The following is a 23,364-nucleotide window of genomic DNA, read 5'->3' as shown; positions in this document are numbered from 1 at the left end:
CGCGCCGCCATTCGCTGCGGCAGCGGATCAGCCGCAAATGAGCCGGGACGATGGACGAAAGCCGCATATGAGCGAGACGACACAGCCCCCCATCCTTTCTGTCAGACAAGTCTCCAAAACCTATCAGGACGGCTACAAAGCCCTGAAGAATATCGACCTGACGATCCAGAAGGGCGAAATCTTCGCGCTTCTTGGGCCCAACGGCGCCGGCAAGACAACGCTGATCTCGCTTATCTGCGGTCTCGCGCGGCTGAACGAGGGCACGATCACGGTCGACGGCCATGATGTGAGACGCGAATTCTACAAGGCCCGCGCCAAGATCGGCCTCGTTCCGCAGGAACTGACGACCGACGCCTTCGAAACCGTCTGGAACACGGTTTCCTTCTCGCGCGGCCTGTTCGGCAAGCCGAAGGACCCGGCGGTGGTCGAGCGGGTGCTCAAATCCCTCGCACTATACGACAAGAGGGACAACAAGCTGCGCACGCTTTCGGGTGGCATGAAGCGGCGTGTTCTCATCGCCAAGGCGCTTGCCCACGAGCCGGACGTGCTCTTCCTCGACGAGCCGACCGCCGGCGTCGATGTCGCGCTTCGCCGGGAGATGTGGAATGTCGTCGCCGATCTTCGGCAAACCGGCGTCACCGTCATCCTCACCACCCATTACATCGAGGAAGCCGAGATGATGGCCGACCGGATCGGCGTCATCTCCAGGGGCGAACTGATCCTTGTCGAGGACAAGAACGAGCTGATGCGCAAGCTCGGCCACAAGGAGCTGACCATCGTTCTGCAGGAGCCGCTGGACGCTATCCCGGACAACCTGTCCGACTACGCGCTTGAGCTTTCCGACGACCGGAAGAGCCTCACCTATTCCTACGACACCAATGCCGAGCGAACGGGCATCGCGAGCCTGATGCGTCTGCTTGCCGAGGATGGCGTGCGCTTTCGAGACATCGTGACGAAACAGTCGAGCCTCGAAGAGATCTTCGTCGGTCTCGTGGAGGACGGACAATGAACTGGCACGCCGTCAAAGCCATCTACATGTTCGAGATCCACCGGGCGATCCGCACGATCGGCCAGTCGATCGTCTCGCCGGTGCTCTCGACCTCGCTCTATTTCATCGTCTTCGGCGCAGCGATTGGCAGCCGCATCAACGAAATCGACGGCGTTGCCTATGGCGCCTTCATCGTGCCGGGGCTCATCATGCTCCAGCTTCTCACCCAATCGATCTCGAACGCGGCCTTCGGCATCTACTTCCCGCGCTTTGCCGGCACGATCTACGAAGTGCTGTCGGCCCCCGTTTCGGCGGTGGAGATCGTCCTAGGCTTCGTCGGGGCGGCGGCGACGAAATCCATCATGATCGGCCTCATCATTCTGGCGACGGCGACGATCTTCGTCGACTTCCACATCGCCCACCCCGTCTGGATGCTGCTCTTCCTGGTGCTGACGGGCTTCACCTTCTCGCTTCTCGGCTTCATCATCGGCATCTGGGCCGATGGCTTCGAGCAGCTGCAGCTGGTTCCGCTTCTGGTCATCACCCCGCTCACCTTTCTGGGTGGCACCTTCTATTCCATCGACATGCTGCCGGATTTCTGGCGCGATGTGAGCCTCGCCAATCCCGTACTCTACCTCGTCTCCGGCTTCCGCTGGGCCTTTTTCGAGACCTCCGATGTCTCGATCTATGTCAGCCTGTCGATGACCTTGGCCTTCATGGCCGTGGCCATGACCACGATCTGGTGGATTTTCAAAACGGGCTGGCGGATCAAGCCGTAGGGGTCAATTTCGCGGCGGGCACGCCCCGCCCCGCCGCACGGTCCTCGCGCCTTGGTCATTCTCGGGCTCCGTCCCGAGAATCCAGCGCGGTTCAACTCTTCCCATTCCGCAGGGCCAAGAGTTGCTCGCGAAGCGCGCTAGCCTTCTGGAAGAGGAACGGCGTTTGGTCCGCCGAATAGACCGAAAGGGCATCATCCACCGCCTCGATCGCAGCGGTGAGATCATCTCCAATCTCGGTCTTCTCATACAAAGCGCGATAAGCCAGCGCCATGTTCTCACGTGTCTGCGCCCAGTAAAGCGGAACACGATCCCGCGTTCGCTCCTCCAGCGCCGCGCGATAGGCCGTCACCGCCTCCTCGAGACGCCCCGTCCCGCTCTCGCGCTTACCCAGTGCATGAAGCGCGTTGCCGAGATTGTTACGCGTAATCGCCCAGTCCAGCGGGACACGATCCCGCGTTCGCTCCTCGAGTGCCGCGCGATAGGCCGTCACCGCCTCCTCGAGACGTCCCGTCCCGCTCTCGCGTTCGCCCAGCGATTGAAGCGCGATGCCGAGATTGTTCTGCGTCGCGGCCCAGTTTAGCGGAACACGATCCCGCGTATATTCCTCAAGCGCTGCGCGATAAGCCTTTACCGCCTCATCAAGACGCCCCGTCCCGCTCTCGCGCTCGCCCAGGCTCGAAAGCGCGTTGCCGAGATTGTTCTGCGTCATCGCCCAGTCGAGCGGAACGCGATCCCGCGTTCGCTCCTCAAGCGCCGCGCGATAGGCCGTCACCGCCTCCTCAAGACGCCCCCTGCCGCTCTTGCGCTCACCCAGCCTCCAAAGCGCGGTGCCGAGTTCGTTCTGCGTCGCGGCCCATTCGAGCGGAAAACGTTCACGCGTTCGCTCCTCAAGCGCCGCTCGATAAGCCTTTACCGCCTCCTCAAGACGCCCCGTCCCGCTCTCGCGCTCGCCCAGGCTCGAAAGCGCGGTGCCGAGATTACTCTGCGTCATCGCCCAATCGAGCGGAACGCGTTCACGCGTTCGCTCCTCGAGCGACCCGCGATAGGCCGTCACTGCCTCCTGAAGGTGCTCTGTCCCGATCTCGCGCTCGCCCAACCTCAAAAGCGCGTTGCCGAGATTGTTCTGCGTCTTCGCCCAGTCAAGCGGAACACGATCCCGCGTTTGCTCCTCAAGCGCCGCGCGACAGGCCGTCACCGCCTTATCAAGACGCTCCGTCCCATTCTCGCGCCCGCCCAAAGTTAGAAGTGAGATCGCCAGATTGTTCAGGGCAGCACCGCGCTGATCTGGATGGGCGCCTTCATCAACTGAAAGCCGCGCAAGTTCGATCGAGACTTCCAGATCAAAATTCAGCCCCTTGTCCCGACCGCGCACATACCATTCTTCCTGCAATCGGCGGAGCGCATCGAACCGTTCGGCCTCGGCAGTTTCCAGATCGAGATTTCGAAGGAGATATTTCGCGGCCGGGGCCGCGTCGCGAGTCAGGATCGCTTGGGCCACACCCTTCTCATACAGTCTCGATGCCTCTGCCTTTCGCCGCTGATCTTCTTCCTCGTGGGCTGTAATTTCCGTGTCAAGCGCCCGTGCAGCGGCAACGAGTTCGCCAAGCTCGTTCAGTTCATCGACACGGGCAAGGATCGAATCGACGGCTTCGGACAGGTTTGATGGAAGCCGGCCGCGCTCCCGCTCCTTGTGGGCGACTTCCAGCGCCTGTTCCAATCCCCTCAGGGCACTGTCAAAGTCCTCAGGATTGCTGCTGGCGTATCGGCGTGCCAGCGCGATCAGCATGCCTTCCTTGATGCCAAACTCTCCGGCCTGTTTTTCCGTGGCATCTGCGAGCCGACGCACCTCGGCTTCAATGCGAGCCTGCCCATCTTTCAGCACGTCCAGATCGGCCAGCACCTCCCGCTGGAACCAGGGCACGACTTTCGCTTCGAACGCCGGATCGCCATCGAGCAGGCCAAGGGCATGCATCACCAGACTTTCGAGCGCTCTCCGATTGATCGCGTTCTGAGGATCGGCGCTTTCGGCAAAATCGTGTGCTGCCGTCATCGCCGCCTCCTCGACAACGAGCGAAGCTAGCTTTTCATTGTTGCGCCCGGCCGCAATCAGCCGTTCGGGATTGGGGTCGAGGCTTGACAGTACCGCCGCGAGCGCTGCCTCCATGGGTGCGATCTGGTCGTTTTGAATATCGCCCGAGCTTGCCCAGGCTTCGAAGTTCTCTTCAAGAACCGTCTGAAGTTTCACCATGGCGGAATGAGGTTCGGGCTTCTGCGGCCTCCGCAGATTCTGGATCACCGCCGGAAAAGCGAGCCCGGCCGCGCCGACGCCCAAAGCCGCTGTCCCAAAGCCAAGCGTCGATGCACTGGCAACGCCGAAAAGCGCGACGCACACCACGGATAATTTCTCGCAAACCTCGATGCGCGCCATTCGCCCGTCCTCTCCTCAAGATTGGAACACTGCATGAAGCCGTGCGATTCCTCAACCGGCAGGCGGTGTCCTTGGCTTCAAGCGCGATCCGGGTGCACCAGCCGTTTGCGTTGCCCGGCAAGCGCTTCGCCCTTGACCTTACCCTCCCGTTCCGGTCTCTCGCGTGCAACACGTGAAACCAACCGAAGGAGCGGCCCCTTGGCTCAGCTCAATGCGCAGATCATTCCCGTCACCGAGTTCCAGCAGAACTGCACGCTGCTCTTCGACGAAGAGACGAAGAGCGGGGTCGTGGTCGATCCGGGCGGCGAGGCCGGGAAGATCAAGAATGCCGTCGAGGCGGCGGGGGTGACGGTCGAGGCGATCTGGATCACCCACGGCCATATCGACCATGCCGGCGGCGCGATGGAGCTGAAGGACATGCTCGGCGTCGACATCGTCGGCTCGCACAGGGACGACAAGCTGCTCATGGACAATCTCGCCGAACAGGCAAAGATGTTCGGGCTGAAAAGCGAAATCCGCAACTGCACTCCGGACCGCTGGCTCGACGAGGGCGACACGGTCTCCTTCGCGGGCCACGAATTCGAGGTCCTGCACACGCCCGGCCACGCGCCCGGCCACGTGATCTTCGTCTACCGGGCGGCGAAGTTCATCGTGATGGGCGACGTCCTCTTCAACGGCTCGATCGGGCGGACCGATCTGCCGGGCGGCGACCACGAAACGCTGCTTGCCTCGATCCGCGACAAGGTTCTGCCGCTGGGCGATGATTTCGGCTTCCTCTGTGGCCACGGGCCCGGCAGCCGGCTCGGCGACGAGCGGCGGTCGAACCCGTTTTTGTCGGAGCTTTAAAGCCCGTCAGTAACCGGGCGCGATGCGGATGATCTTCGAGCCGCCGCCGGTGACGATCACGTCCACGCCCGACTTCGGATAGGGGCGCTTGTCGAGACGCGCCTCCTCGATGTTGATGACCTTCGGACCCGGATTGGCGTAGCGTCCGGCCCGCGCATCCCTGAGACGGGCGCGCTCCGCCCGGTTTTCATAGACGCCGGGACGGATCGACACATAAAGAACCGAGCCCACGCCGCCTGATGTCGAGACACCGGGCGTTTCCACGTAACGCCACGCCCGTTTCGCCGGCTTGCCGACGAAGCGGGCCGAAGACGGCGACTGACCGGCGATGCCGGTATAGCGAACCACGTCCTCGGTCGGCACGGTGATCTCGCTGGTGATCCCGCCGCCATCCTCCAGAAATTCCTCGCGTTCAGGAGTAAAGACCTGAGCGCCAGCGGAGACGCTGCCGCCATCCTCCAGGAATTCCTCGTCCTTAGAGGTGAAGGTCACGCTGTCCTCGTCGGAAATGCTGCCGCCTCCGGCCAGAAAGTCATCGTCGGTATCGAGGCCGATGTCGTAGCCGGTGGTAATGCCGCCGCCGTCTTGCAAGAAATCCTGCTGCGCGAGGGCGGAGGTCGAAACGCAAAGGCCGAGGGCCGTGGCAATCGTAAAAATGGGCCGCATGGGACAAACTCCTTAACAAGGCGTTAAACGGTGTTTGCCTTGCGGACAGCAAGAGCCATGCCAGCGAAGTGATCGCGGCCGCAGAGCGGGGCATGGGGCGTGGTTTCATGGAAAGGGAAATCGCGCGCCAAGCGCGAGAATTCTGGTTTTGTTAACCAAGATTGCGGATCGGGAGCTGGACGGCGCGAAAGCCCGGCTTTTCCATGCCCAGACGACTGAGGACCGGGGCTGGACCGTCTCAGATCCGCACGGATGGACCAGAACGGGACGCCCCAATCGGGTCACCGGGTCACCGGGTCACCGGCGACGGTATGATCCGCCCCCGGCCCCCTGCCTCGACCTGTTATACCATGCCCGGCTGAATAAGCCGGCGTTGGTATCGCAGCCCGCGCGGCGCAGACACGGTCTTGAAATCCGCCATCGCGAAGCGATCAAACGGATTTCGTATTAGTGTTCGTAGATCATCTTGCGTGTCATGCCGCCGTCCAGCGTCATCACCTGGCCGGTCATGAAGCCGGCGCCCGTCAGGTAAAGCACCGCCTCGCCGATATCCTCGGCCCGGCCGACGCGGCCCGCCGGGTGCTGGGCGTGATCCTTGTCCCGAAGGTCCTCGCTGCCCGAAATCCAGCCGGGCGCGATGCAGTTGACGCGGATTTTCGGCCCGAGGCTGACGGCCAGCGACTGCGTGAAGCCGAAGAGCCCACCCTTCGATGCGCAATAGGCCTCGGTCTCGGGTTCGGCCATGAAGGCGCGGGTCGAGATCATGTTGATGATCGAGGCTCCCTCCCCCATCAGAGGCACCGCCGCGCGCGTCATCAGGAAGGCACCGGTCAGGTGGCTTTCGGTGATCGCGCGCCAATCGCCAAGCGAGAGCTTTTCGATCGGGCCCGTATAAGGGTCCGCCTTGCCCGCATTGTTGACGAGAAGGTCGAGCTCGCTCCAGCCGAGTGTCTCGAATGCGGCAGCGACCGATGCCTCGTCGGACACGTCGCAGCGGATGAACCGCGTCCCAGCGCCCTCTTCGAGATCGAAGGAGACGACCTCCCAGCCGTTCTCCGCCAGCGTGTTGCAGATACCGGAGCCGATAAGGCCAGCTCCGCCTGTTACGATTGCTTTTTTCATGGGGCTCAAGCTAGGGCGCGGCGAAACGCGAGCCACCGCGCCAAATCGTCAGCCGGCGGCCGGCCGGTCCCAGACTTTCAGCTCGGCCGGACGGTCGGTCGTCTTCTCGTCCGCCTTGCAGAGATCGGCGATGACGCAGGCCTCGCAATCGGGCTTGCGCGCCTTGCAGACATACCGGCCGTGCAGGATGAACCAGTGATGGGCGTGGCGGCGATAGGGCTGGGGGATGATTGCGAGGAGCCGCTCCTCCACCTCGTCGGGCGTCTTGCCCGGCGCGATCTTCAACCGGTTGCCGATACGGAAGATGTGGGTGTCGACGGCGAGCGTCTCCTCGCCAAAGGCGGTGTTGAGAACGACATTCGCCGTCTTGCGGCCGACACCGGGCAGCGCCTCCAGAGAGGCGCGGTCGCGCGGCACCTCGCCGCCATGATCGGCGACCAGCTTCTCGGACAGCGCGAAGACGTTCTTCGCCTTGTTGCGATAAAGCCCGATCGTCTTGATATGCTCGCGGATGGCCTCCTCGCCGAGGGCTACCATGGCGGCGGCATTGTCGGCGGCGGCAAAAAGGCCGCGCGTCGCCTTGTTCACCCCGGCATCGGTCGCCTGGGCCGACAGCACCACCGCGACGAGCAGCGTGAAGGGGTTGGAATGTTCGAGTTCGGGCTCCGGCTCCGGTCGCTGCACGGCGAGCCGGCGGAAGATCTCCGTGATCTCCTCTTTCGAATAGGGAATGCGCGGCCTGCGCTTGCGGGGCTTGACGGCGCGCTTCGGCAAAGATTTCGTCTCTGTCACGCGTCTCTCACCCTGCGTCGCTTTACCGGCCTTGATTCCGCCCGAAGCGGAGGCAATCTTGTCTCTCATGCCCCTTCTTTAGGAGCCGCGGGAATGGATGACAATTCGAGCCGCATGAGCCCAATCCTGTCCGATGCGGACAAGCCGATCTTCGAAGCCCTTCTGACGCCCTACCGGTCGCTCGGACCGCGCGGCTTCGCCGTCACCATGACGCTGTTCGGGGCGGTCTGCCTTGCGGCGGGCCTGCTTTTCGCCTCACAGGGCGCCTGGCCGGTGTTCGGTTTTCTGGGGCTCGACGTCGTCATCCTCTATTTTGCATTCAAGCTCAGCTATCAGGCCGGCAAGGCACGGGAAGAGGTTTCAATCTCGCGCACCGATCTCTCCATACGAAAAATCTCTCCGCGCGGACGGGTCCGCGAGGCCCATTACCAGCCCGCCTGGACGAAGTTTCATGTGAAACGCATGGAGGATGTCGGGATCTTGCGAATGGATGTCGCAAGCCAGGGCCGTTCGACCGAAATCGGCCAGTTTCTCAACCCGGACGATCGGGAGAGCTTCGCCAAGGCCTTCAGCGAGGCCCTCGGCACCGCGAAACGGGGCTGATTGCGGCTCTCGTGACCATGACCGAAGAAAAGCCGGCTTATAACGCTCCGCTTCACGCGATCGATCTTGGCCAGAAGCTCGCCAAGGATGTCTACGAAACCCGGCTGGCCGAGCTTCAGACCCAGCTGATGCAGATCCAGCAGGCTTATCTCGCTACCGGTTCCGCCGGCGTTATCGTCTTCGAAGGATGGGATGCCTCCGGCAAGGGCGGCACGATACGAAGGATGTCCTCCGCCCTCGATCCGCGCAGCTTCAAGGTCTGGCCGATCGGGGCCCCGCGCCCCTATCACAAGGATCGGCACTATCTTCTGCGCTTCATGGAACGGATGCCGCCACGCGGCGCGATCTCGGTCTTCGATCGCTCCTGGTATGGCCGCGTTCTTGTAGAACGGGTGGAAGCCCTAACGCCGGAACACCGCTGGCGGCAGGCCTACCGCGAGATCACCCAGTTCGAGCGGATGCTGATCGATGACGGGGTCAGGATCGCGAAGCTCTTCTTCCACATCTCGCCCGAGGTGCAGCTGAAGCGTTTTGCGCAAAGACTGCGCGACCCGCTCAAGCGCTACAAGCTGTCGCTGGAGGATTTCCGCAACCGCGATAGCTGGACCGACTACGAGGTCGCGATCGACGAGATGGTCGATAAGACCGGCACCGACGATGCCCCATGGCGCTTGATCCCGGCCAATGACAAGAAGCTCGCCCGCATCTCTGCCCTGGAGGAGATCGCCGAGAAACTCGGCGCTGGCCTCGATCTCAGCCCGCCTCGGCTCGATCCTGCAATCCTCGCGGCAGCGCGGAAGCATTTCGCCATCGACCCCGAACTCGAGGCAAACCTTCAAGACCGGCCGGAATAGGCGAGGTTCGCGCGCGTTTCGCTCATTGGCGATCACGATCTCGTTGCGCGCCCGACAGCGCTGCGACAAATCGTTCAGTCTGAACTGAATAATCTTTTCGTTCAGTCTTGATTAAACGAAAACGCGGTCGTAGCTACGGCCCATGAACCAGACGCCGAGCCCCATCAGTTTTCAAACGCCCCTGACCTGCGAGGAAGCCTGCGAACGCTTCGTCGAGCGCATGGGTGAGCACATGGAAATGGAGGGCCTGCCCCGCATTGCCGGACGGCTGTTCGGCCTTCTTCTGGTCGATCCGGGGCCCGTCAGCTTTTCCGCCCTCGCCGAAAGGCTCGCCGTCAGCCGTGGATCGGTCTCGACCAATGCGCGGCTTCTGGAGGGGATGGGACTGATTACGCGGCTCTCCGTCGAAGGCGAACGACAGGATTACTTCCGCCTCGCCGACAAACCCTTCGTCAACATGATCCATGGTATCGCCGCAAGGATGCGCGAAACCATGACGATGATCGACGAAGGCTGCCGGGACTGCGGTGGACCGGCGATCAACGAAGGCATCCTCGCCACGCGAGACTTCTTCGCCGAAGCGGTCGCAAACCTCGAACACCTTGCAACCCGGCTTGCAGAGCAGTGCGTGCGGGAGAAAAGCCAATGATGGAACCGGACGCACACACCCTCTCCGTGAACCACGACAGAAAACGGAACGCAGCGGTGCACACCAGCACGACGACAGCCCTGGAGCCGGCGGGCAGGCAACCGAAACCGCCGAAGGAGCCGCGCTCGAAAGCCGGCTGGCTCGCGCTGCTCTTCGTCGTCGCTCTCGTTGCCTGGATGGGCTCCGGGTATCTGGGCGAGAACAAGGGCCAGCCGGTCGCCGAGGCACCGCGCGACAAGGTCGTCAACCCGTTCACGGTGGAGGCGTTCGAATCCAAGGCGAAGGCCGTGACCCAGTTCGTCGCGGCCGAAGGCCAGGCGATGCCGGACCGGCAGACGCCCGTGCGCGCCAAGACCGGCGGCACGATCGAGGAAATCGTCGCGAAGAAGGGCCAGTTCCTGAACGAGGGCGATGTCATCGCCCGGATCGCGCTTGCCGATCGCAGCGCCCAGATCTCCCAGGCCGAGGCCGAGCTGAGCCGCCGCCAGGGCGAATTCGATCGCGTGAGCGGCCTCGTGGAGCGCGGCTATTCCACGCGCGCCGAGCTGGAATCGGCTGAAGCCGAACTCGCTGTCGCGCGCGCCTCCCTCGCCTCGATCCGCCAGACGCAAGGGGACACGGAAATCCGCGCCCCGATTACCGGCGTTCTGGAAGACTTCAATCTCGATCTCGGCGAGTTCATCGCCGCTTCGGCTGAAGTCGGAACCCAGGTGGACATCAACCCCCTCACGGTCGAAGTGCAGGTCGCACAGCAAGGCATCGGTCAGATCAAGGTTGGCCAGACCGCCCAGGTGAACTTCATCACCGGCGCAAGCCGGCAGGGCGAGGTCACCTATGTGGCGAGCAATGCCAAGGCCTCGACACGCACCTTCCCGGTGGAGATCACGATTCCCAACCCGGACCGCGATATTCCGGCCGGCATCTCCGCAGAAGTGCGCATTCCGGTCGGCGAAACACCGGCCCATTTCCTCTCGGCCGCAATCCTCGCCCTCGGCCCCAACGGCGAACTCGGCATCAAGGCGGTCGACGAGAATTCGAAGGTCAAGTTCTATCCCGCCGAACTCGTCCGCGCCGAGACCGATGGCATCTGGGTCAACGGCCTGCCCGATACCCTGCGTATCATCTCGGTCGGTCAGGGTTTCGTCTCGGACGGCGAAACGGTCAACGCCGTCGCGCCCACAGGCAACGCCCCCGATATCGAAACACCGGCGGACGCACCCTCCCAGCCCGAACTGCCGGATCTTGCGGCCACTGCCGGCGAAGCGAGCGGCGAGAACGGCTCCGGCCTGTTGGCCAACAGGGCGCCAGACGCGCAGGCAGATGCGGACGCCAGTCAGATGGTCGCCTCCAATAATAGCCAGGCAGGCAACGCCGAGACCACAGGCGGCAGCGATCGGGTGAAGACGCTTCTGGAACAGGCAGGGTTCGCGGTCGCTGCGGGCTCGGACGGAACGCCGCCGCAAGCCGTCGTGCGCATGGCGCAGGAAGCGCTCAACACGCTTGGTTATGAGGCAGGGCCAACGGACGGCGTGATGGGCACCTCCACCCGCGATGCCATCCGCGCCTTTCAGGAAGACAAGGGGCTCGATGCCACCGGAACGCTGAACGCGGCCCTCGCAACCGCGCTGACGCAAGCGATCGCCACGGGGGCGACCCGATAATGAATGCCATCATCGACGCAGCCTTCGACCGCTCACGCACCGTCCTTCTATTCCTGGTCCTGATTATTCTGGCCGGCATCGTCGGCTATCAGTCGATCCCGAAGGAGTCCCAGCCGGACATCCCGATTCCCGTCATCTACGTTTCGACCGTTCTTGAGGGGATTTCGCCCGAGGACGCCGAACGCCTGATCGTGAAGCCCCTTGAGACAGAGCTCTCCTCGCTCTCCGGTCTCGATGACATCGAGGGCACGGCCTATGAAGGCTTTGCCTCGGTGCAGCTCACCTTCGAGGCGGGCTTCGATGCGGATGCAGCCCTGACGGACGTCAAGGACGCCGTCGACCGGGCCAAGCCGAAACTGCCCCAGGAAGCCGAGGAGCCGTCGGTCAACGAGGTGAACACCTCGCTCTTCCCGATCGTCACCATCGTTCTGTCCGGTCCCGTTCCCGAGCGCACACTCGTCAATCTGGCAAGCGAACTCCAGGACGATCTGGAATCGGCGCCCGGCGTGCTCGAAGTCGATATCGGCGGCGATCGCGACGAGCTGATGGAGGTCCTGATCGACCCGACGGTGTTCGAGACCTACAACATCTCCTTCGATACCCTCCTCAACCAGCTCAGCCGCAACAACCGGCTGATCGCAGCCGGTGCGATCGACACGGGCGCGGGCCGGATCGTACTGAAGGTGCCGGGGCTCGTCGAGGACGTGAAGGACGTTCTCGACATGCCGATCAAGGTCGACGGCTCGACGGTTCTCACCTTCAAGGACGTCGCTATCGCGCGCCGGACCTTCCAGGACCCCGACGGCTTTGCCCGCATCGACGGACAGCCGTCACTGGCGCTGGAGGTCAAGAAGCGCTCGGGCGCCAACATCATCGAGACGGTTGAGGCGGCACGGCAGATCGTCGCCCAGCATCAGGAAACATGGCCCGACACGCTGAGCGTCCAGTTCCTGCAGGACGAATCCGAGCAGGTCGTCTCCATGCTGACCGACCTTGAGAACAACGTCATCTCGGCGATCGTCCTCGTCATGATCGTCATCGTGGCGGCGCTCGGCCTCAGAACCTCCATTCTGGTCGGTCTCTCGATTCCCGGCTCGTTCCTGGCCGGCATCGCGATCCTCTGGCTCGCCGGCTTCACGATGAACATCATCGTGCTCTTCTCGCTGATCCTCGTCGTCGGCATGCTCGTCGACGGCGCGATCGTGACGACGGAGCTGGCGGACCGGCGGCTGCTCGAAGGCGCGTCCCCACGCGATGCCTATCGCTATGCCGCAAAGCGCATGGCCTGGCCGATCATCGCCTCGACCATCACGACGCTCGCCGTCTTCCTGCCGCTGCTCTTCTGGCCCGGCATCGTCGGCGAATTCATGAAATTCCTGCCGCTGACCGTCATCATCACGTTAACGGCCTCGCTTGCGATGGCGCTCATCTTCATTCCCGTTCTCGGCGGGGTGATCGGCAAGGCCCAGCCCATGGCGAAGAAGCAGCGCGAGGCGCTGGAGGCGGCGGAAACCGGCGATCTCGGGACCATCGGCGGCCCGACCGGGTTCTATCTGAAGGTGCTGAACGCGGCGCTGAAGGGCCCGCTCGCAACGCTCATCATCGCACTCACCATCCTCATCGGCGCCTTTTATGGCTATGCGCAGTATGGCCGGGGCGTCGAGTTCTTCCCCTCCATCGAGCCGGAATTTGCCCAGGTGCAAGTCCGGGCGCGCGACAATTTCTCGATCTTCGAGAAGGATACGCTGGTGCGGCAGGTCGAGAGCCGCCTTCTCGACCTCGACGAGGTCAACAGCGTCTATGCGCGAACCTTGAGCGAAGGCGCGTCCCGCCAGCTCGGCGGCGATGTCATCGGCACCATCCAGCTCGAACTCGACGAATGGAACGAGCGTCGCAAGGCGACCGAGATCTTCGAGGATGTGCGCGGTCTGACATCGGACATTCCGGGTATTACGATTCAGGTCCAGCAGGAGCAGAACGGCCCCTCCTCCGGCAAGCCGATCAATGTGAAGCTCAACGGCACGGATCTCCAGTCCCTGTCGACCGCGGTGGCCGAGGTCCGCGCAGCAATGGACGAGATCGGCGGCTATACGAACGTCACCGACACCCGGCCGCTACCCGGCGTCGAGTGGCAGCTCACCGTCGATCGCGAAGAGGCCGCGCGCTACGGCGCCGACGTCTCGCTTCTGGGCCAGGCCGTTCAGCTACTGACGCGCGGCATCGAGGTGTCCGAGTATCGGCCGGACGATGCGAGCGGCGACGGCGAGGTGCCGATCCGGGTTCGCTTTCCGGCGGGCGACCGGACGCTTGAGCGGCTGGAAGATCTGCGCATTCCCACCAGCCAGGGCCTCGTTCCGATCCGCAATTTCGTCTCGTTCAAGCCCTCGCCGAAGGTCGGAACGATCACGAGGCTCGATCAGCGACGGGTGATGACGATCGGGGCCGATGCGGCCGAGGGCCTGCTCGTCGACGATCAGGTGAAGAAGCTGACCCAGCGACTGGAGCAGATGGATCTGCCGCCTGGCGTCGAATACTCCTTCGGCGGCGAAGCGGAAGATCAGGCCGAGGCTGCGAACTTCCTTGGCGGCGCATTCGCGGTCGCCCTGTCGCTGATGTTCATCGTGCTCGTCACGCAGTTCAACTCGCTCTATCAGGCCTTTCTCGTCATGAGCGCGATCGTGTTCTCGACGGCGGGCGTCTTCTACGGCTTGTTGATCACCGGCCGCCCCTTCGGCGTCGTCATGGGCGGCATCGGCGTCATCGCGCTCGCGGGCATCGTCGTGAACAACAACATCGTGCTGATCGACACCTACAACGACCTGCGACGGCAGGGACAACCGCCACTGGAGGCCTTGCTGCGCACCGGTGCCCAGCGCCTGCGGCCGGTCTTCCTGACCTCGATCACGACCGTGCTCGGCCTCGTGCCCATGGTGGTGGGCGCGAATATCGACTTCCTCAACCGGACGATCGAATTCGGCGCGCCCTCGACCCAGTGGTGGACCGAACTGTCGGCCTCGATCGCGGGCGGCCTCACCTTCGCGACCGCCCTGACGCTGATTCTCACGCCAGCGCTGCTGATGCTTGGCGAGAGCTTCATTGCCTGGGTGAAACGCAGGCGCGGGCAGGATGCGCCGAGCCCGAGACTGGGCGCCCCGCTCGGCCGCAGGCGGCCAAAGGGCGGCGACCTCGCACCGGCCGAATGATCAGGATGCCCGGTTTCCTGCCCCTCGTCGTGCGCGGCCGTTACGGCTTCAGCGCATCCAAGGCCTCGCGATAGGTGGGATAGCGGAAGCTGTAGCCCTCGCCTTTGATCTTGGCGTTCGAGACGCGCTTGTTGTCGCCGTAGAAGCTGCGCGCCATGGGCGAAAGCTCGGCGTCTTCGAAGCTGGTTTCCGGCGGCGGTTCGACGCCTGCGAGTTTCGCAGCATAGGTCACCACATCCTGCGGCGGTGCCGGCTCGTCGTCGGTCACGTTGAAGATGCCGCCGATCGCCTTTGGAGCGAGGAGGTCGAGGCTTCCGGCGATATCCTCCACATGGATGCGGTTGAACACCTGACCCGGCTTGATGAGCCGCTTGGCGGTGCCCTTCTTCAGGCTCTCGAACTGGTTTCGGCCGGGGCCGTAAATTCCCGACAGGCGCAGGATCGCGAGCGGCACACCGCGCTGTTCCGCGAGCGCCTGCCAGCCCTCTTCGGCAATGACGCGGGCCCTGGAGCGCTCCGATCCCGGATCGACCGGCGTCTCCTCGTCGACCCAGCGCCCATCGTGATTGCCGTAGACGCCGACGGTCGACAGATAACCGATCCATTTGAGATCCGGGCAGTGCTCGGCGATCGTCTCGGCGTAGACTTTCAGCACCGGATCGCCGTCCGGCGCATTCGCGCCTCCGACGCGGGCTTCGGGCGGTGCCTTGTGGCCCGGCGGAACCGAGACGAGAATATGGGTCGCCTCCGCCAGCGCCTCGGCGATGTCCTCGTCGAAGGTCTCGCCATCGAAGATGAAGGTCGGAAAGCTTGCGGCGGAAAGGCTCTCGGCCTTTTCGATGCTGCGAACGGTGACGCCGAGCACGCTCGATGGGCGAACCTGCTGTTGGACATAGTGGGAGGCGGAATAGCCGTAGCCGAAGACGAAGAGTTTCACGAGACCTTGTCCTCCCGCGTACGGCCGTATTTCTCATCGATCGTCATCATTGCCGCCCGCCATTCGTCTAGAACCGTTTCGTCGGTCTCCCTATCTTGCGCGACCCGTCCCGCCTGCAAGACGTTGTCCGCATCGGCAAGACGCGCGAAGGCCCAGACCGCCATGGCCCGAACGATCGCGGCTTCGTCGTGCATGAGATCGCGGATTTGTGGCAGGAACCCCTTGTCCGCAGAATTGCCGGCGGCGATCAGGCAATTGGAGACGAACTTGTCCCGGCCGATGCGCTTGATCGGCGAGCCGGAGAACAGGGCACGAAACGCGGTGTCGTCGAGCGCCAGAAGAACGCTCAGATGCGGCGCCTTGAGGTCGTCGCGCGCAATCAGCTTGGCCTCCGAGGCGCTTTTCGCGAACTTGTTCCAAGGACAGACGGCGAGGCAATCGTCACATCCATAGATGCGATTGCCCATCTTCGTTCGCAGCGCGCGCGGGATCGGCCGCTTCGTCTCGATGGTGAGGTAGGAGATGCAGAGCCGGGCATCGAGCTGATAGGGCGCCGGAAAGGCGTTGGTCGGGCAGATGTCGAGACAGGCACGGCAGGAGCCGCACCGATCGGCGACCGGCTGGTCCACGGGCAGATCGAGCGTCGTGAAAATCGATCCGAGGAACAGCCAGGAGCCGAAGTCGCGCGACAGGAGGTTGGTGTGCTTGCCCTGCCAGCCGAGCCCGGCCATCGCCCCAAGGGGCTTTTCCATCACCGGTGCGGTATCGACGAAAACCTTCACGTCGTGCGCACCGAGCCCGGCCTTGCGCGCCTCTGCCGCCAGCCGGCCGGCCAGCTCCTTGAGCTTCCCCTTGATGACGTCATGATAGTCCCGGTGCCGGGCATAAACGGAGATTCCGCCCCGATCGGGCTGCTCCAGAACGGCGAGCGGGTCTTCGTCCGGCCCGTAATTCATGGCGAGGACGAGGATCGAGCGAGCCTCCGGCCAGAGCGAGGTCGCCGAGCGCCGGCGTTCCAGCGTCTCCGGCATCCAGCCCATGGTGCCGTGACGGCCAGCCTCCACGAATTCATCGAGCCGAGCGCCGGCAAGCCCGTCGCCCGTCGCCGGGGCAATGCCCATGGCACAAAAGCCGAGCCGTTCCGCATCCCGTCGCAGACCGGAGATCAGCCGATGCGAAGCAGGTCGCCGAGAAGAAGGAGCGTTCATCCTTTTAGGCCCAATCCTACTTTTCACTTATAAAACAGGCGTATTTCGATGTATTTCAGGATCATTCTCACCCGTTCTGCACATTATCTCATCAGGCATCGAACCGATAAACAATCTGTTAGAGCCACATCTCTTGAGTTTGACGGGGCGATACTCCTACCTGTTGCCGAACGCCATCTCTCAAAGGAGCCAATGAATGCGTCAATTCCTTCTCGCGGCCGCCGCCAGCACCCTTCTCTTCACCGGCGCCGCCAGCGCACAGTCGATCGACGTTCCGGCCGGAACCTATGTCAACGACCCGAACCACACCAATGTCCTGTGGAAGGTCAACCATTTCGGCCTGTCGACCTATATCGGTCGCTTCGACACGATGAATGCGACGCTGAAGCTCGACCCCGAAGACGTGACGCAATCCAGCCTGAACGCGACGGTGGATCCCGCCTCCGTCAGCGTCAACTTCGAAGGCGACAAGAGCTTCGTCGAGGAGCTTTCGAGCGACCAGTTCTTCAACGTGGCGGAATTTCCGGAAGCGACCTTCGTCTCCAAGTCGATCGAGGTCACCGGCGACAACACCGGTAAGGTGACGGGCGATCTGACGCTCCACGGCCAGACCCATGAAGAGGTCATGGACGTGACCTTCAACACCGCGCTCAACCCGCATCCGATGACGGACCAGCCGGCCATCGGCTTTGGCGGCGAGATGACTATCGACCGCACCAAATACGGCATCGACTATCTTGCCGGCCCGGTCGGAACCGATGTGACCCTCGAAATCCAGGCCGAGTTCGTTCCCGAATCCTGATCGCGAAACGCGATGCACCGCGTGCGGCTTGTCGGCTTGTAGGCTTGTCGGGCGCGATGCATTTCGAATAGGACGAATTTCGGCGGGTTGACCTCATGGGTTAGCCCGCCGTTCAAGCTTTCGGCGTCTAGAAATAGAGAACATAAGTCCATGAGCGCGACGAGCGAACGGGGCGCATGGCGCGCCGCTTATACCCGCTACACAAGGGGTGCGATCCTCCTCCACTGGACGATCGCCATACTGATCCTCTGCAACATCGCCGGCGGTCTCTTGATGACGTCGGGCTTTCTTTCGAAAGCCGTTCAGTTTCCCGCCGTCCAGTTCCATAAGACGATCGGCCTTCTCGTGCTGGCGCTGACCGTCGCCCGAATTATCTGGCGCGCGACCAATCCGCCGCCGGCTCATGCGCCGACCATGGCCTGGTACGAGCGCGCCGCGTCGGATGCCGTCCATTATGCCTTCTATGCCCTGATGCTCGCCGTGCCCCTGTTCGGCTGGCTGGTCGTCTCGGTTTCGAGCGCGGAGATCCCGACCCATCTCTTCATGATCGACGCCCTGCCCTGGCCGAACCTTCCGATTCGCGAGTCCGTGAGCGAGGCGACACGCAAGACCCTGTCGGACATAGCGCAGTTCGGTCACAAATGGCTGGCGCTCGCCTTTCTGGGCCTTTTGGTCCTGCATGTCGGCGGCGCCCTGAAACACACTCTCATCGACCGCGTTCCGTCCTTTTCCCGGATGGGTGTCGGCGACGGGCTGACGCCGCAGAAGAGCCGGTCCGGCGCCGGGCTCTTCGCGCTCGCAGGCTTTGCCGCAGTGCTCGCCATCGGGCTTCTCATCGGCCGGGCCGAGACGATGCAGGCCAGTCAGCCCACCACGAACGAGGCGTCCGGCTCGCCGGAGACCTCCGCACCGGATGAATCAGGCGCAAACGGCTCCGCCGCAGCCGGCGACTGGGCGATCGATCAAGCTGAGAGCACACTCGGCTTTGCGGCGGAATTCTCAGGTTCGCCGCTGACCGGAACGATCGGGGACTGGTCGGCCGACATCACCTTCTCGCCCGACGCCCTCGACAAGGCCCGCGCCGTTATCACCATCCGCACCGCCTCGATCAGTGTCGAGAATTCCTTCGTCTCGCCCCAGCTTCAAAAGTCCGACGGCTTTGCCTCGGACGAATACCCGGAAGCCAGCATCGTCCTTACGGATTTCCAGAAATCTGGCGATGGCGAGAACGCCTATACCGCGACCGGAGACCTCACGCTCAAGGGAACGACCGAGCCCGTGACGGTCCCCTTCACCTTCGAGCCGCAGGGGAACGGGCGCGCGCACGTCACCGGATCGGCCAGCATCGACCGCCTCGCCTACGGGATCGGCGTCAAGAACGATCCGTCTGGCTCTGAGCTGTCGAAAGAGATAACCGTGCGCTTCGACCTCGTCGCCAGCCGCGTTGGAAGCAGCTCTTGAGGCCCAACGCCTAGACCATTCAGAGAAACAGGCTCCCATGACCGATCTGCCCCGCCAGGAAGACTTCCCGCACATGACGAGCGACAAGCTGCGCTTTGCCGACATGGATCGTCAGGGCCACATCAACAATGTCGCGTTCATGGAGTTCTTCGAGCAGGCGCGAACCGAGGTGATCTACGATCCCGAGGACCCTCTGGTGCCGGACGGATGCGCCTTCGTCATCGCCCATATCGCGATCGACTTCATCGGGGAAATGCTCTGGCCCGGCACGGTGCAAACCGGAACGCGGGTTCAGTCGATCGGCACGAGCTCGATCAAGATCGAGCAGGCTCTGTTCCAGAATGGCAAACCCTGTGCCAAGGCGTTTTCGGTCGTCGTTCTCACCGACACCACCACCCGGCGCTCGACACCATTGCCTGAAAACGCGGTGGAACGGATGAAGGCCCTCGTCTGAACAGGGGGAAGCCTTTCAAGCGTTAGCCGGACGGGCTATGTAGCGATTGGATGAAAAACAATCGGACATCATGGCCAAGCGAGACACAACTTCATCGCGCCCGCGCAACCCCGAAGTTCCCAAACCGCCCCGCAAGCCCATCCCGGATAGCGGGCCCAACGCTCCGGTGCGGAACGCGCCGAAGGCACCCCAGCTTCAACCGCGACGGGAGGTTCCGGCCGCACCGGCCGGGTCGTCCCACGATTTCTGGGAATCGAAACGCGGCGTTAAGTCCATGGAGGATGCCCGCGATTGGCTGATGGCGCGGGGCATCGACGATGTCGAGTGCATCACGCCCGATCTTGCCGGCGTTGCCCGCGGCAAGATGATGCCGGCCAAGAAATTCGTCGGCAACACGTCCCTCGCGCTTCCCTCGGCGCTGTTCATGCACACGATCTCGGGAGAGTATCCCGAGGAGACCGGCGACTTCCGCTATTCACCCAATGACGGCGACCTGAAGCTCGTACCGGATCTCTCGACGCTCTGCGCGGTGCCCTGGGAGACGGATCCGACCGCCCAGGTGATCTGCGATCTCGTCGACCAGACCGGCGGCCGTGTGGGCTATACGCCGCGCAACGTCCTCAAGCATGTGATGGGCCTCTACGAAGCGCGCGGCTGGAAACCCGTGATCGCGCCGGAGATCGAGTTCTATCTCGTCTCCAAGAACGCCGACCCCGATTATCCGCTGACGCCGCCGATCGGGCGCTCCGGGCGGCAGATCCAGTCCGGCCAGTCCTATTCCATCGGCGGCGTCAACGAGTTCGACGAGCTGATCGACGACATCTACGACTATTCCGATGCGCAAGGGTTGGAGATCGACACGCTGATCCACGAGGAGGGCGCGGCGCAGCTGGAGATCAACCTGCGCCACGGCGATCCGGTTGAGCTCGCCGATCAGGTATTCCTGTTCAAGCGCACGATCCGGGAAGCGGCGATGGCGCACGACATCTATGCGACCTTCATGGCCAAACCCATCCAGGGTCAGCCGGGATCGGCGATGCACATCCACCAGTCGATCACCGATATCGAAACCGGCCGCAACATCTTCTCGAACCCCGATGGTGGGCCGTCCGATCTCTTCCATCACTTTATCGGCGGCATGCAAAAATACGTGCCGTCCGCGCTGATCATGATGGCGCCCTACGTCAATTCCTATCGTCGTCTCACCTATGGCATGGCGGCACCGACCAATTGCGAATGGGGCTTCGACAACCGCACGACGGCGTTCCGAGTGCCGACCTCAGACCCGGAAGGCCGGCGCGTGGAGAACCGCCTCCCCTCTTCCGACACCAATCCCTATCTCTCGATCGCGGCGTCCTTGGCCTGCGGCTATCTCGGCATGGTCGAGGCGATCGCGCCAAGCGAGCCGACGGAGCGCACCGCCAACGAAGACGGCGAAATCTCGCTGCCGCGCGGCCTTCTGGAAGCGGTCGCGATCTTCGAGAGCGAAAAAGCGCTGCACGATGTTCTGGGGAAGGATTTCGTCGTCACCTATTCCGGCATCAAGCGCGGCGAGCATGAAACCTTCATGCAGGTGATCAGCCCGTGGGAACGCGAATTCCTGCTGCTGCAGGTGTAGATCTTGGATTACGCGGCCACCTCTCCCATCGCGCCCGGCCGTTCCTATTACGAGGACACGGTCGAACGCCCGAGCTATCCGGCCCTTGAAGAAAGCCTTGACGTCGACGTCCTAGTCGTCGGCGGCGGCTTCACGGGGCTTTCGGCCGCCCTCAATCTGGCCAAGGCCGGCGTCTCGGTCGCCCTTCTGGAAGCCCACCGGTTCGGCGACGGGGCATCGGGGCGCAATGGCGGCCAGATCGGAACGGGTCAGCGGCTCTGGCCGGACGAACTGGAGCCGGAGATCGGCGTCGAGAAATCCCGCGCCCTCTTCAAGCTCGCGGAAGAAGCCAAAGCGAGCCTGCTTGAATTTCTGGAGGTCAACGGGCTCGACGTCGACCTTCGATATGGCCAGCTGGCGGTGGCCCACAAGGCCCGCCATGTCGAGGATTTCCGCGCCCAGGTTGAAGCGCTGACCGAGCGCTACGACTACCCCCATGCAAGCTTCATGGACCGCGAGGAAACCGCGGACAGACTGGGCACGAAGCGCTTCTTCGGCGGAATGCGCGATACCGGCACGGGGCATCTCAACCCGCTGAAGCTCGTGGTCGGAACCGCGTCAGCCGCGGCGCGCGCCGGCGCTCGGCTGTTCGAGGCAAGCCCGGTCGAGACGTTGTCCCATCGCGGCGAGCGTCATGTCGCCAGGACCGCGAAGGGCGAGATCACCGCCCCGAACGTGCTGCTCGCCACGAACGCCTATGGGCACGACCTCTCGCCGGCCCTCGACGCCCATGTCATGCCGATCGGCTCCTTCATCGGCGCGACGGAGCCCCTCCACGACGAGACGATCCTGCCCGGCGGCGAGTCCTGTCACGACTCCCGCTTTGTGGTGCGCTATTTTCGCAAGAGCCGCGACAATCGCCTGCTCTTCGGTGGGCGCGAAGCCTACACCTCGGCGACCGGAAACATCGCAAAGCATATCGAAAAGCAGATTGCGGAAGTCTATCCGCAATTGAAGGGCGTCCGGCTCTCCCATGCCTGGGGCGGCCATGTGGCGATCACGATGAAGCGCATGCCCTTCGTGGAGAGCAGCCGGAACGGCCTGACGGCGATCGGCGGCTTTTCAGGCCATGGGGTGATGCTCGCCAATTTCGCAGGGCGCCTCTACGCCGAGCGCTTAGCGGGCAATCGCGACAGGCTGAAGCTTCTGGAAGAGCTTGAGATACCGCCCTTTCCCGGCGGAACCCGCCTGCGCGGCCCGATGACCGCTCTTGCAATGACGTGGTTCGCGTTTCGGGACCGGTTCTAGATCTTCGCCCTCCCAAAATAAAGTGATGCACGCTGTGCGAGCTGTAACATTCGTTATTGCGCAACGATGGAAAAAGATGCCGCATGAAACCTGCGCGGCAGCAGATCGTTGACACCTAAACAATAATCGCGGTGTCGATGTTTTTGGCCTATGTCAATTTCACCGCCTGTATCCAGATAGGGATGCTTGACGACAGAGGCGGGGGCGTTTTTTGGATTTCGACAGGATCATCAGGTCGAAAGACGACCGTGACATCGCATGCGATGTCGCGCCGGACCGTGTGCATGCTGGCGAAAACGCCCATGACATTCCGGATCGAGCCCTGCGGCAAAGACGAGATGTGCAGCGCGACGAAAGCGTCGCTTCTTCCCGTCGCGCTTCAAAGGGCTCAGCTCCGACCGGTCGCAAATCCGCTGGAAGAACGCGGCCGAAAGCGACGGATATTCGCTCGGCGCTGCGCGGTCGGACCGACCTGGATCACCGGGCGCTCGATGCCCAGGTCGGCGAAATCTGGCTTGCGCCAAGTTCCTACGCGTCATACATCCGCATGAATCATCGGGCCCATCATGCCCTGGAACCTTTGGTCGAAGCAGCACTTCAGCGTCATGATGTCGCCATTCGATATCAGGCGATGCGCCATGCGCTCGACCGCGATCTCGAAGCGCTCGCAGTGCAACCGCTTCCGGTCGAGGTGTCTTCAGGCCCTGACCTGGGAGGGATACCGGGGCTTGCCGGCGCGCTCTATGTGCTTGAAGGATCACGGTTAGGTGCGCGCCTGTTGCATCGAAGGGTGGCCGCGTCCACATGGGTTCACGGGTTTCAAACGCCTCCCCTCGCATTTTTCGAGGCCGCCCAGGCGTCGGGGAATTTCTCGGAGCGCATGGGGCTTTTCGACGATCTGTTGAAAGACGGAGATGATCTCGAGACGGCGGCTCATGCTGCAACAAGCGTCTTCGCACTGTTCGCAAGAAGTGCGAAACTGGCGAGAAGAGAACAATAAGAATTG

20 protein-coding genes are annotated in these 23,364 nt (G+C 63.0%); 14 read left to right on the top strand and 6 right to left on the bottom strand.

Translation table 11 applies throughout. From position 1 onward, the window contains the following. Nucleotides 1-67 precede the first annotated feature (67 nt). The gene (locus ABDX79_RS10605) at nucleotides 68-1,009 is read left to right on the top strand and encodes an ABC transporter ATP-binding protein (RefSeq protein WP_346220257.1); all 942 of its coding nucleotides are present in this window, start codon (nucleotides 68-70) and stop codon (nucleotides 1,007-1,009) included. After that, nucleotides 1,006-1,767, top strand: coding sequence for an ABC transporter permease (locus ABDX79_RS10600; protein WP_346220256.1), 762 nt, complete (start codon nucleotides 1,006-1,008; stop codon nucleotides 1,765-1,767). Before ABDX79_RS10605 ends, ABDX79_RS10600 begins: the two co-directional genes overlap by 4 nt. A gap of 91 nt (nucleotides 1,768-1,858) precedes the next feature. Here the strand turns inward: ABDX79_RS10600 and ABDX79_RS10595 are convergent, their stop codons facing one another. Next, nucleotides 1,859-4,195 carry a tetratricopeptide repeat protein gene (locus ABDX79_RS10595; protein ID WP_346220255.1) on the bottom strand — a complete coding sequence of 779 codons (2,337 nt, stop codon included), beginning with the start codon at nucleotides 4,193-4,195 and terminating at the stop codon, nucleotides 1,859-1,861. Nucleotides 4,196-4,393: 198 nt separating this feature from the next. Between ABDX79_RS10595 and ABDX79_RS10590 the strand changes: the two genes are divergently transcribed. Continuing rightward, on the top strand, nucleotides 4,394-5,041 hold the full coding sequence (locus ABDX79_RS10590) for an MBL fold metallo-hydrolase (protein ID WP_346220254.1): 648 nt from the start codon (nucleotides 4,394-4,396) through the stop codon (nucleotides 5,039-5,041). A gap of 6 nt (nucleotides 5,042-5,047) precedes the next feature. Here the strand turns inward: ABDX79_RS10590 and ABDX79_RS10585 are convergent, their stop codons facing one another. The 3 genes from ABDX79_RS10585 to nth form a co-directional block, all read right to left on the bottom strand. Next, nucleotides 5,048-5,707, bottom strand: a complete 660-nt coding sequence (locus tag ABDX79_RS10585) for a hypothetical protein (protein ID WP_346220253.1) — start codon at nucleotides 5,705-5,707, stop codon at nucleotides 5,048-5,050. A gap of 447 nt (nucleotides 5,708-6,154) precedes the next feature. Further along, nucleotides 6,155-6,829: an SDR family NAD(P)-dependent oxidoreductase gene (locus tag ABDX79_RS10580; RefSeq protein ID WP_346220252.1), complete on the bottom strand. Its 675-nt coding sequence runs from the start codon at nucleotides 6,827-6,829 to the stop codon at nucleotides 6,155-6,157. Nucleotides 6,830-6,877: 48 nt separating this feature from the next. After that, nucleotides 6,878-7,690, bottom strand: a complete 813-nt coding sequence (gene nth, locus ABDX79_RS10575) for an endonuclease III (protein WP_346220251.1) — start codon at nucleotides 7,688-7,690, stop codon at nucleotides 6,878-6,880. A 24-nt stretch (nucleotides 7,691-7,714) separates the two neighbouring features. On the opposite strand from nth, the gene ABDX79_RS10570 reads away from it, so the two are divergent. The 5 genes from ABDX79_RS10570 (at nucleotide 7,715) to ABDX79_RS10550 (ending at nucleotide 14,591) form a co-directional block, all read left to right on the top strand. Next, the gene (locus tag ABDX79_RS10570) at nucleotides 7,715-8,224 is read left to right on the top strand and encodes a DUF2244 domain-containing protein (protein ID WP_463671150.1); all 510 of its coding nucleotides are present in this window, start codon (nucleotides 7,715-7,717) and stop codon (nucleotides 8,222-8,224) included. Nucleotides 8,225-8,241: 17 nt separating this feature from the next. Beyond that, on the top strand, nucleotides 8,242-9,078 hold the full coding sequence (locus ABDX79_RS10565) for a polyphosphate kinase 2 family protein (RefSeq protein ID WP_346220317.1): 837 nt from the start codon (nucleotides 8,242-8,244) through the stop codon (nucleotides 9,076-9,078). 142 nt (nucleotides 9,079-9,220) lie between these two features. Further along, a complete protein-coding gene (locus tag ABDX79_RS10560; protein WP_346220250.1) occupies nucleotides 9,221-9,727 on the top strand; it encodes a GbsR/MarR family transcriptional regulator in 507 nt (168 codons plus the stop codon). Next, nucleotides 9,724-11,388 (top strand): efflux RND transporter periplasmic adaptor subunit, encoded by a 1,665-nt coding sequence (locus ABDX79_RS10555; protein ID WP_346220249.1) that lies wholly within the window; start codon nucleotides 9,724-9,726, stop codon nucleotides 11,386-11,388. Before ABDX79_RS10560 ends, ABDX79_RS10555 begins: the two co-directional genes overlap by 4 nt. Next, nucleotides 11,388-14,591, top strand: a complete 3,204-nt coding sequence (locus ABDX79_RS10550) for an efflux RND transporter permease subunit (protein ID WP_346220248.1) — start codon at nucleotides 11,388-11,390, stop codon at nucleotides 14,589-14,591. Before ABDX79_RS10555 ends, ABDX79_RS10550 begins: the two co-directional genes overlap by 1 nt. Before the next feature lie 40 nt (nucleotides 14,592-14,631). Here the strand turns inward: ABDX79_RS10550 and ABDX79_RS10545 are convergent, their stop codons facing one another. Both ABDX79_RS10545 and queG read right to left on the bottom strand, forming a co-directional pair. After that, a complete protein-coding gene (locus ABDX79_RS10545; protein ID WP_346220247.1) occupies nucleotides 14,632-15,528 on the bottom strand; it encodes an SDR family oxidoreductase in 897 nt (298 codons plus the stop codon). Next, on the bottom strand, nucleotides 15,525-16,736 hold the full coding sequence (gene queG / locus ABDX79_RS10540) for a tRNA epoxyqueuosine(34) reductase QueG (protein ID WP_346220246.1): 1,212 nt from the start codon (nucleotides 16,734-16,736) through the stop codon (nucleotides 15,525-15,527). The genes ABDX79_RS10545 and queG overlap by 4 nt, the downstream gene beginning before the upstream one ends. A 196-nt stretch (nucleotides 16,737-16,932) precedes the next feature. Here queG and ABDX79_RS10535 point away from each other — a divergent pair, with 196 nt between their 5' ends. The 6 genes from ABDX79_RS10535 (at nucleotide 16,933) to ABDX79_RS10510 (ending at nucleotide 23,358) form a co-directional block, all read left to right on the top strand. Next, a complete protein-coding gene (locus tag ABDX79_RS10535; protein ID WP_346220245.1) occupies nucleotides 16,933-17,538 on the top strand; it encodes a YceI family protein in 606 nt (201 codons plus the stop codon). Nucleotides 17,539-17,688: 150 nt separating this feature from the next. Further along, entirely contained in the window at nucleotides 17,689-18,999 is a 1,311-nt protein-coding gene (locus tag ABDX79_RS10530) for a cytochrome b/b6 domain-containing protein (protein ID WP_346220244.1), read from the top strand. A gap of 37 nt (nucleotides 19,000-19,036) precedes the next feature. Beyond that, nucleotides 19,037-19,453: an acyl-CoA thioesterase gene (locus tag ABDX79_RS10525; protein WP_346220243.1), complete on the top strand. Its 417-nt coding sequence runs from the start codon at nucleotides 19,037-19,039 to the stop codon at nucleotides 19,451-19,453. Nucleotides 19,454-19,523: 70 nt separating this feature from the next. Beyond that, entirely contained in the window at nucleotides 19,524-21,071 is a 1,548-nt protein-coding gene (locus ABDX79_RS10520) for a glutamine synthetase family protein (RefSeq protein ID WP_346220242.1), read from the top strand. 3 nt (nucleotides 21,072-21,074) lie between these two features. Beyond that, a complete protein-coding gene (locus ABDX79_RS10515; protein ID WP_346220241.1) occupies nucleotides 21,075-22,358 on the top strand; it encodes an NAD(P)/FAD-dependent oxidoreductase in 1,284 nt (427 codons plus the stop codon). Nucleotides 22,359-22,698: 340 nt separating this feature from the next. Beyond that, nucleotides 22,699-23,358: a biliverdin-producing heme oxygenase gene (locus ABDX79_RS10510; protein WP_346220240.1), complete on the top strand. Its 660-nt coding sequence runs from the start codon at nucleotides 22,699-22,701 to the stop codon at nucleotides 23,356-23,358. Nucleotides 23,359-23,364: the final 6 nt, after the last annotated feature.

The sequence above is a fragment of the Fulvimarina fulva genome, assembly GCF_039652615.1.
GTDB lineage: Bacteria > Pseudomonadota > Alphaproteobacteria > Rhizobiales > Rhizobiaceae > Fulvimarina.
This window is presented reverse-complemented; position numbering and strand designations above follow the sequence as displayed.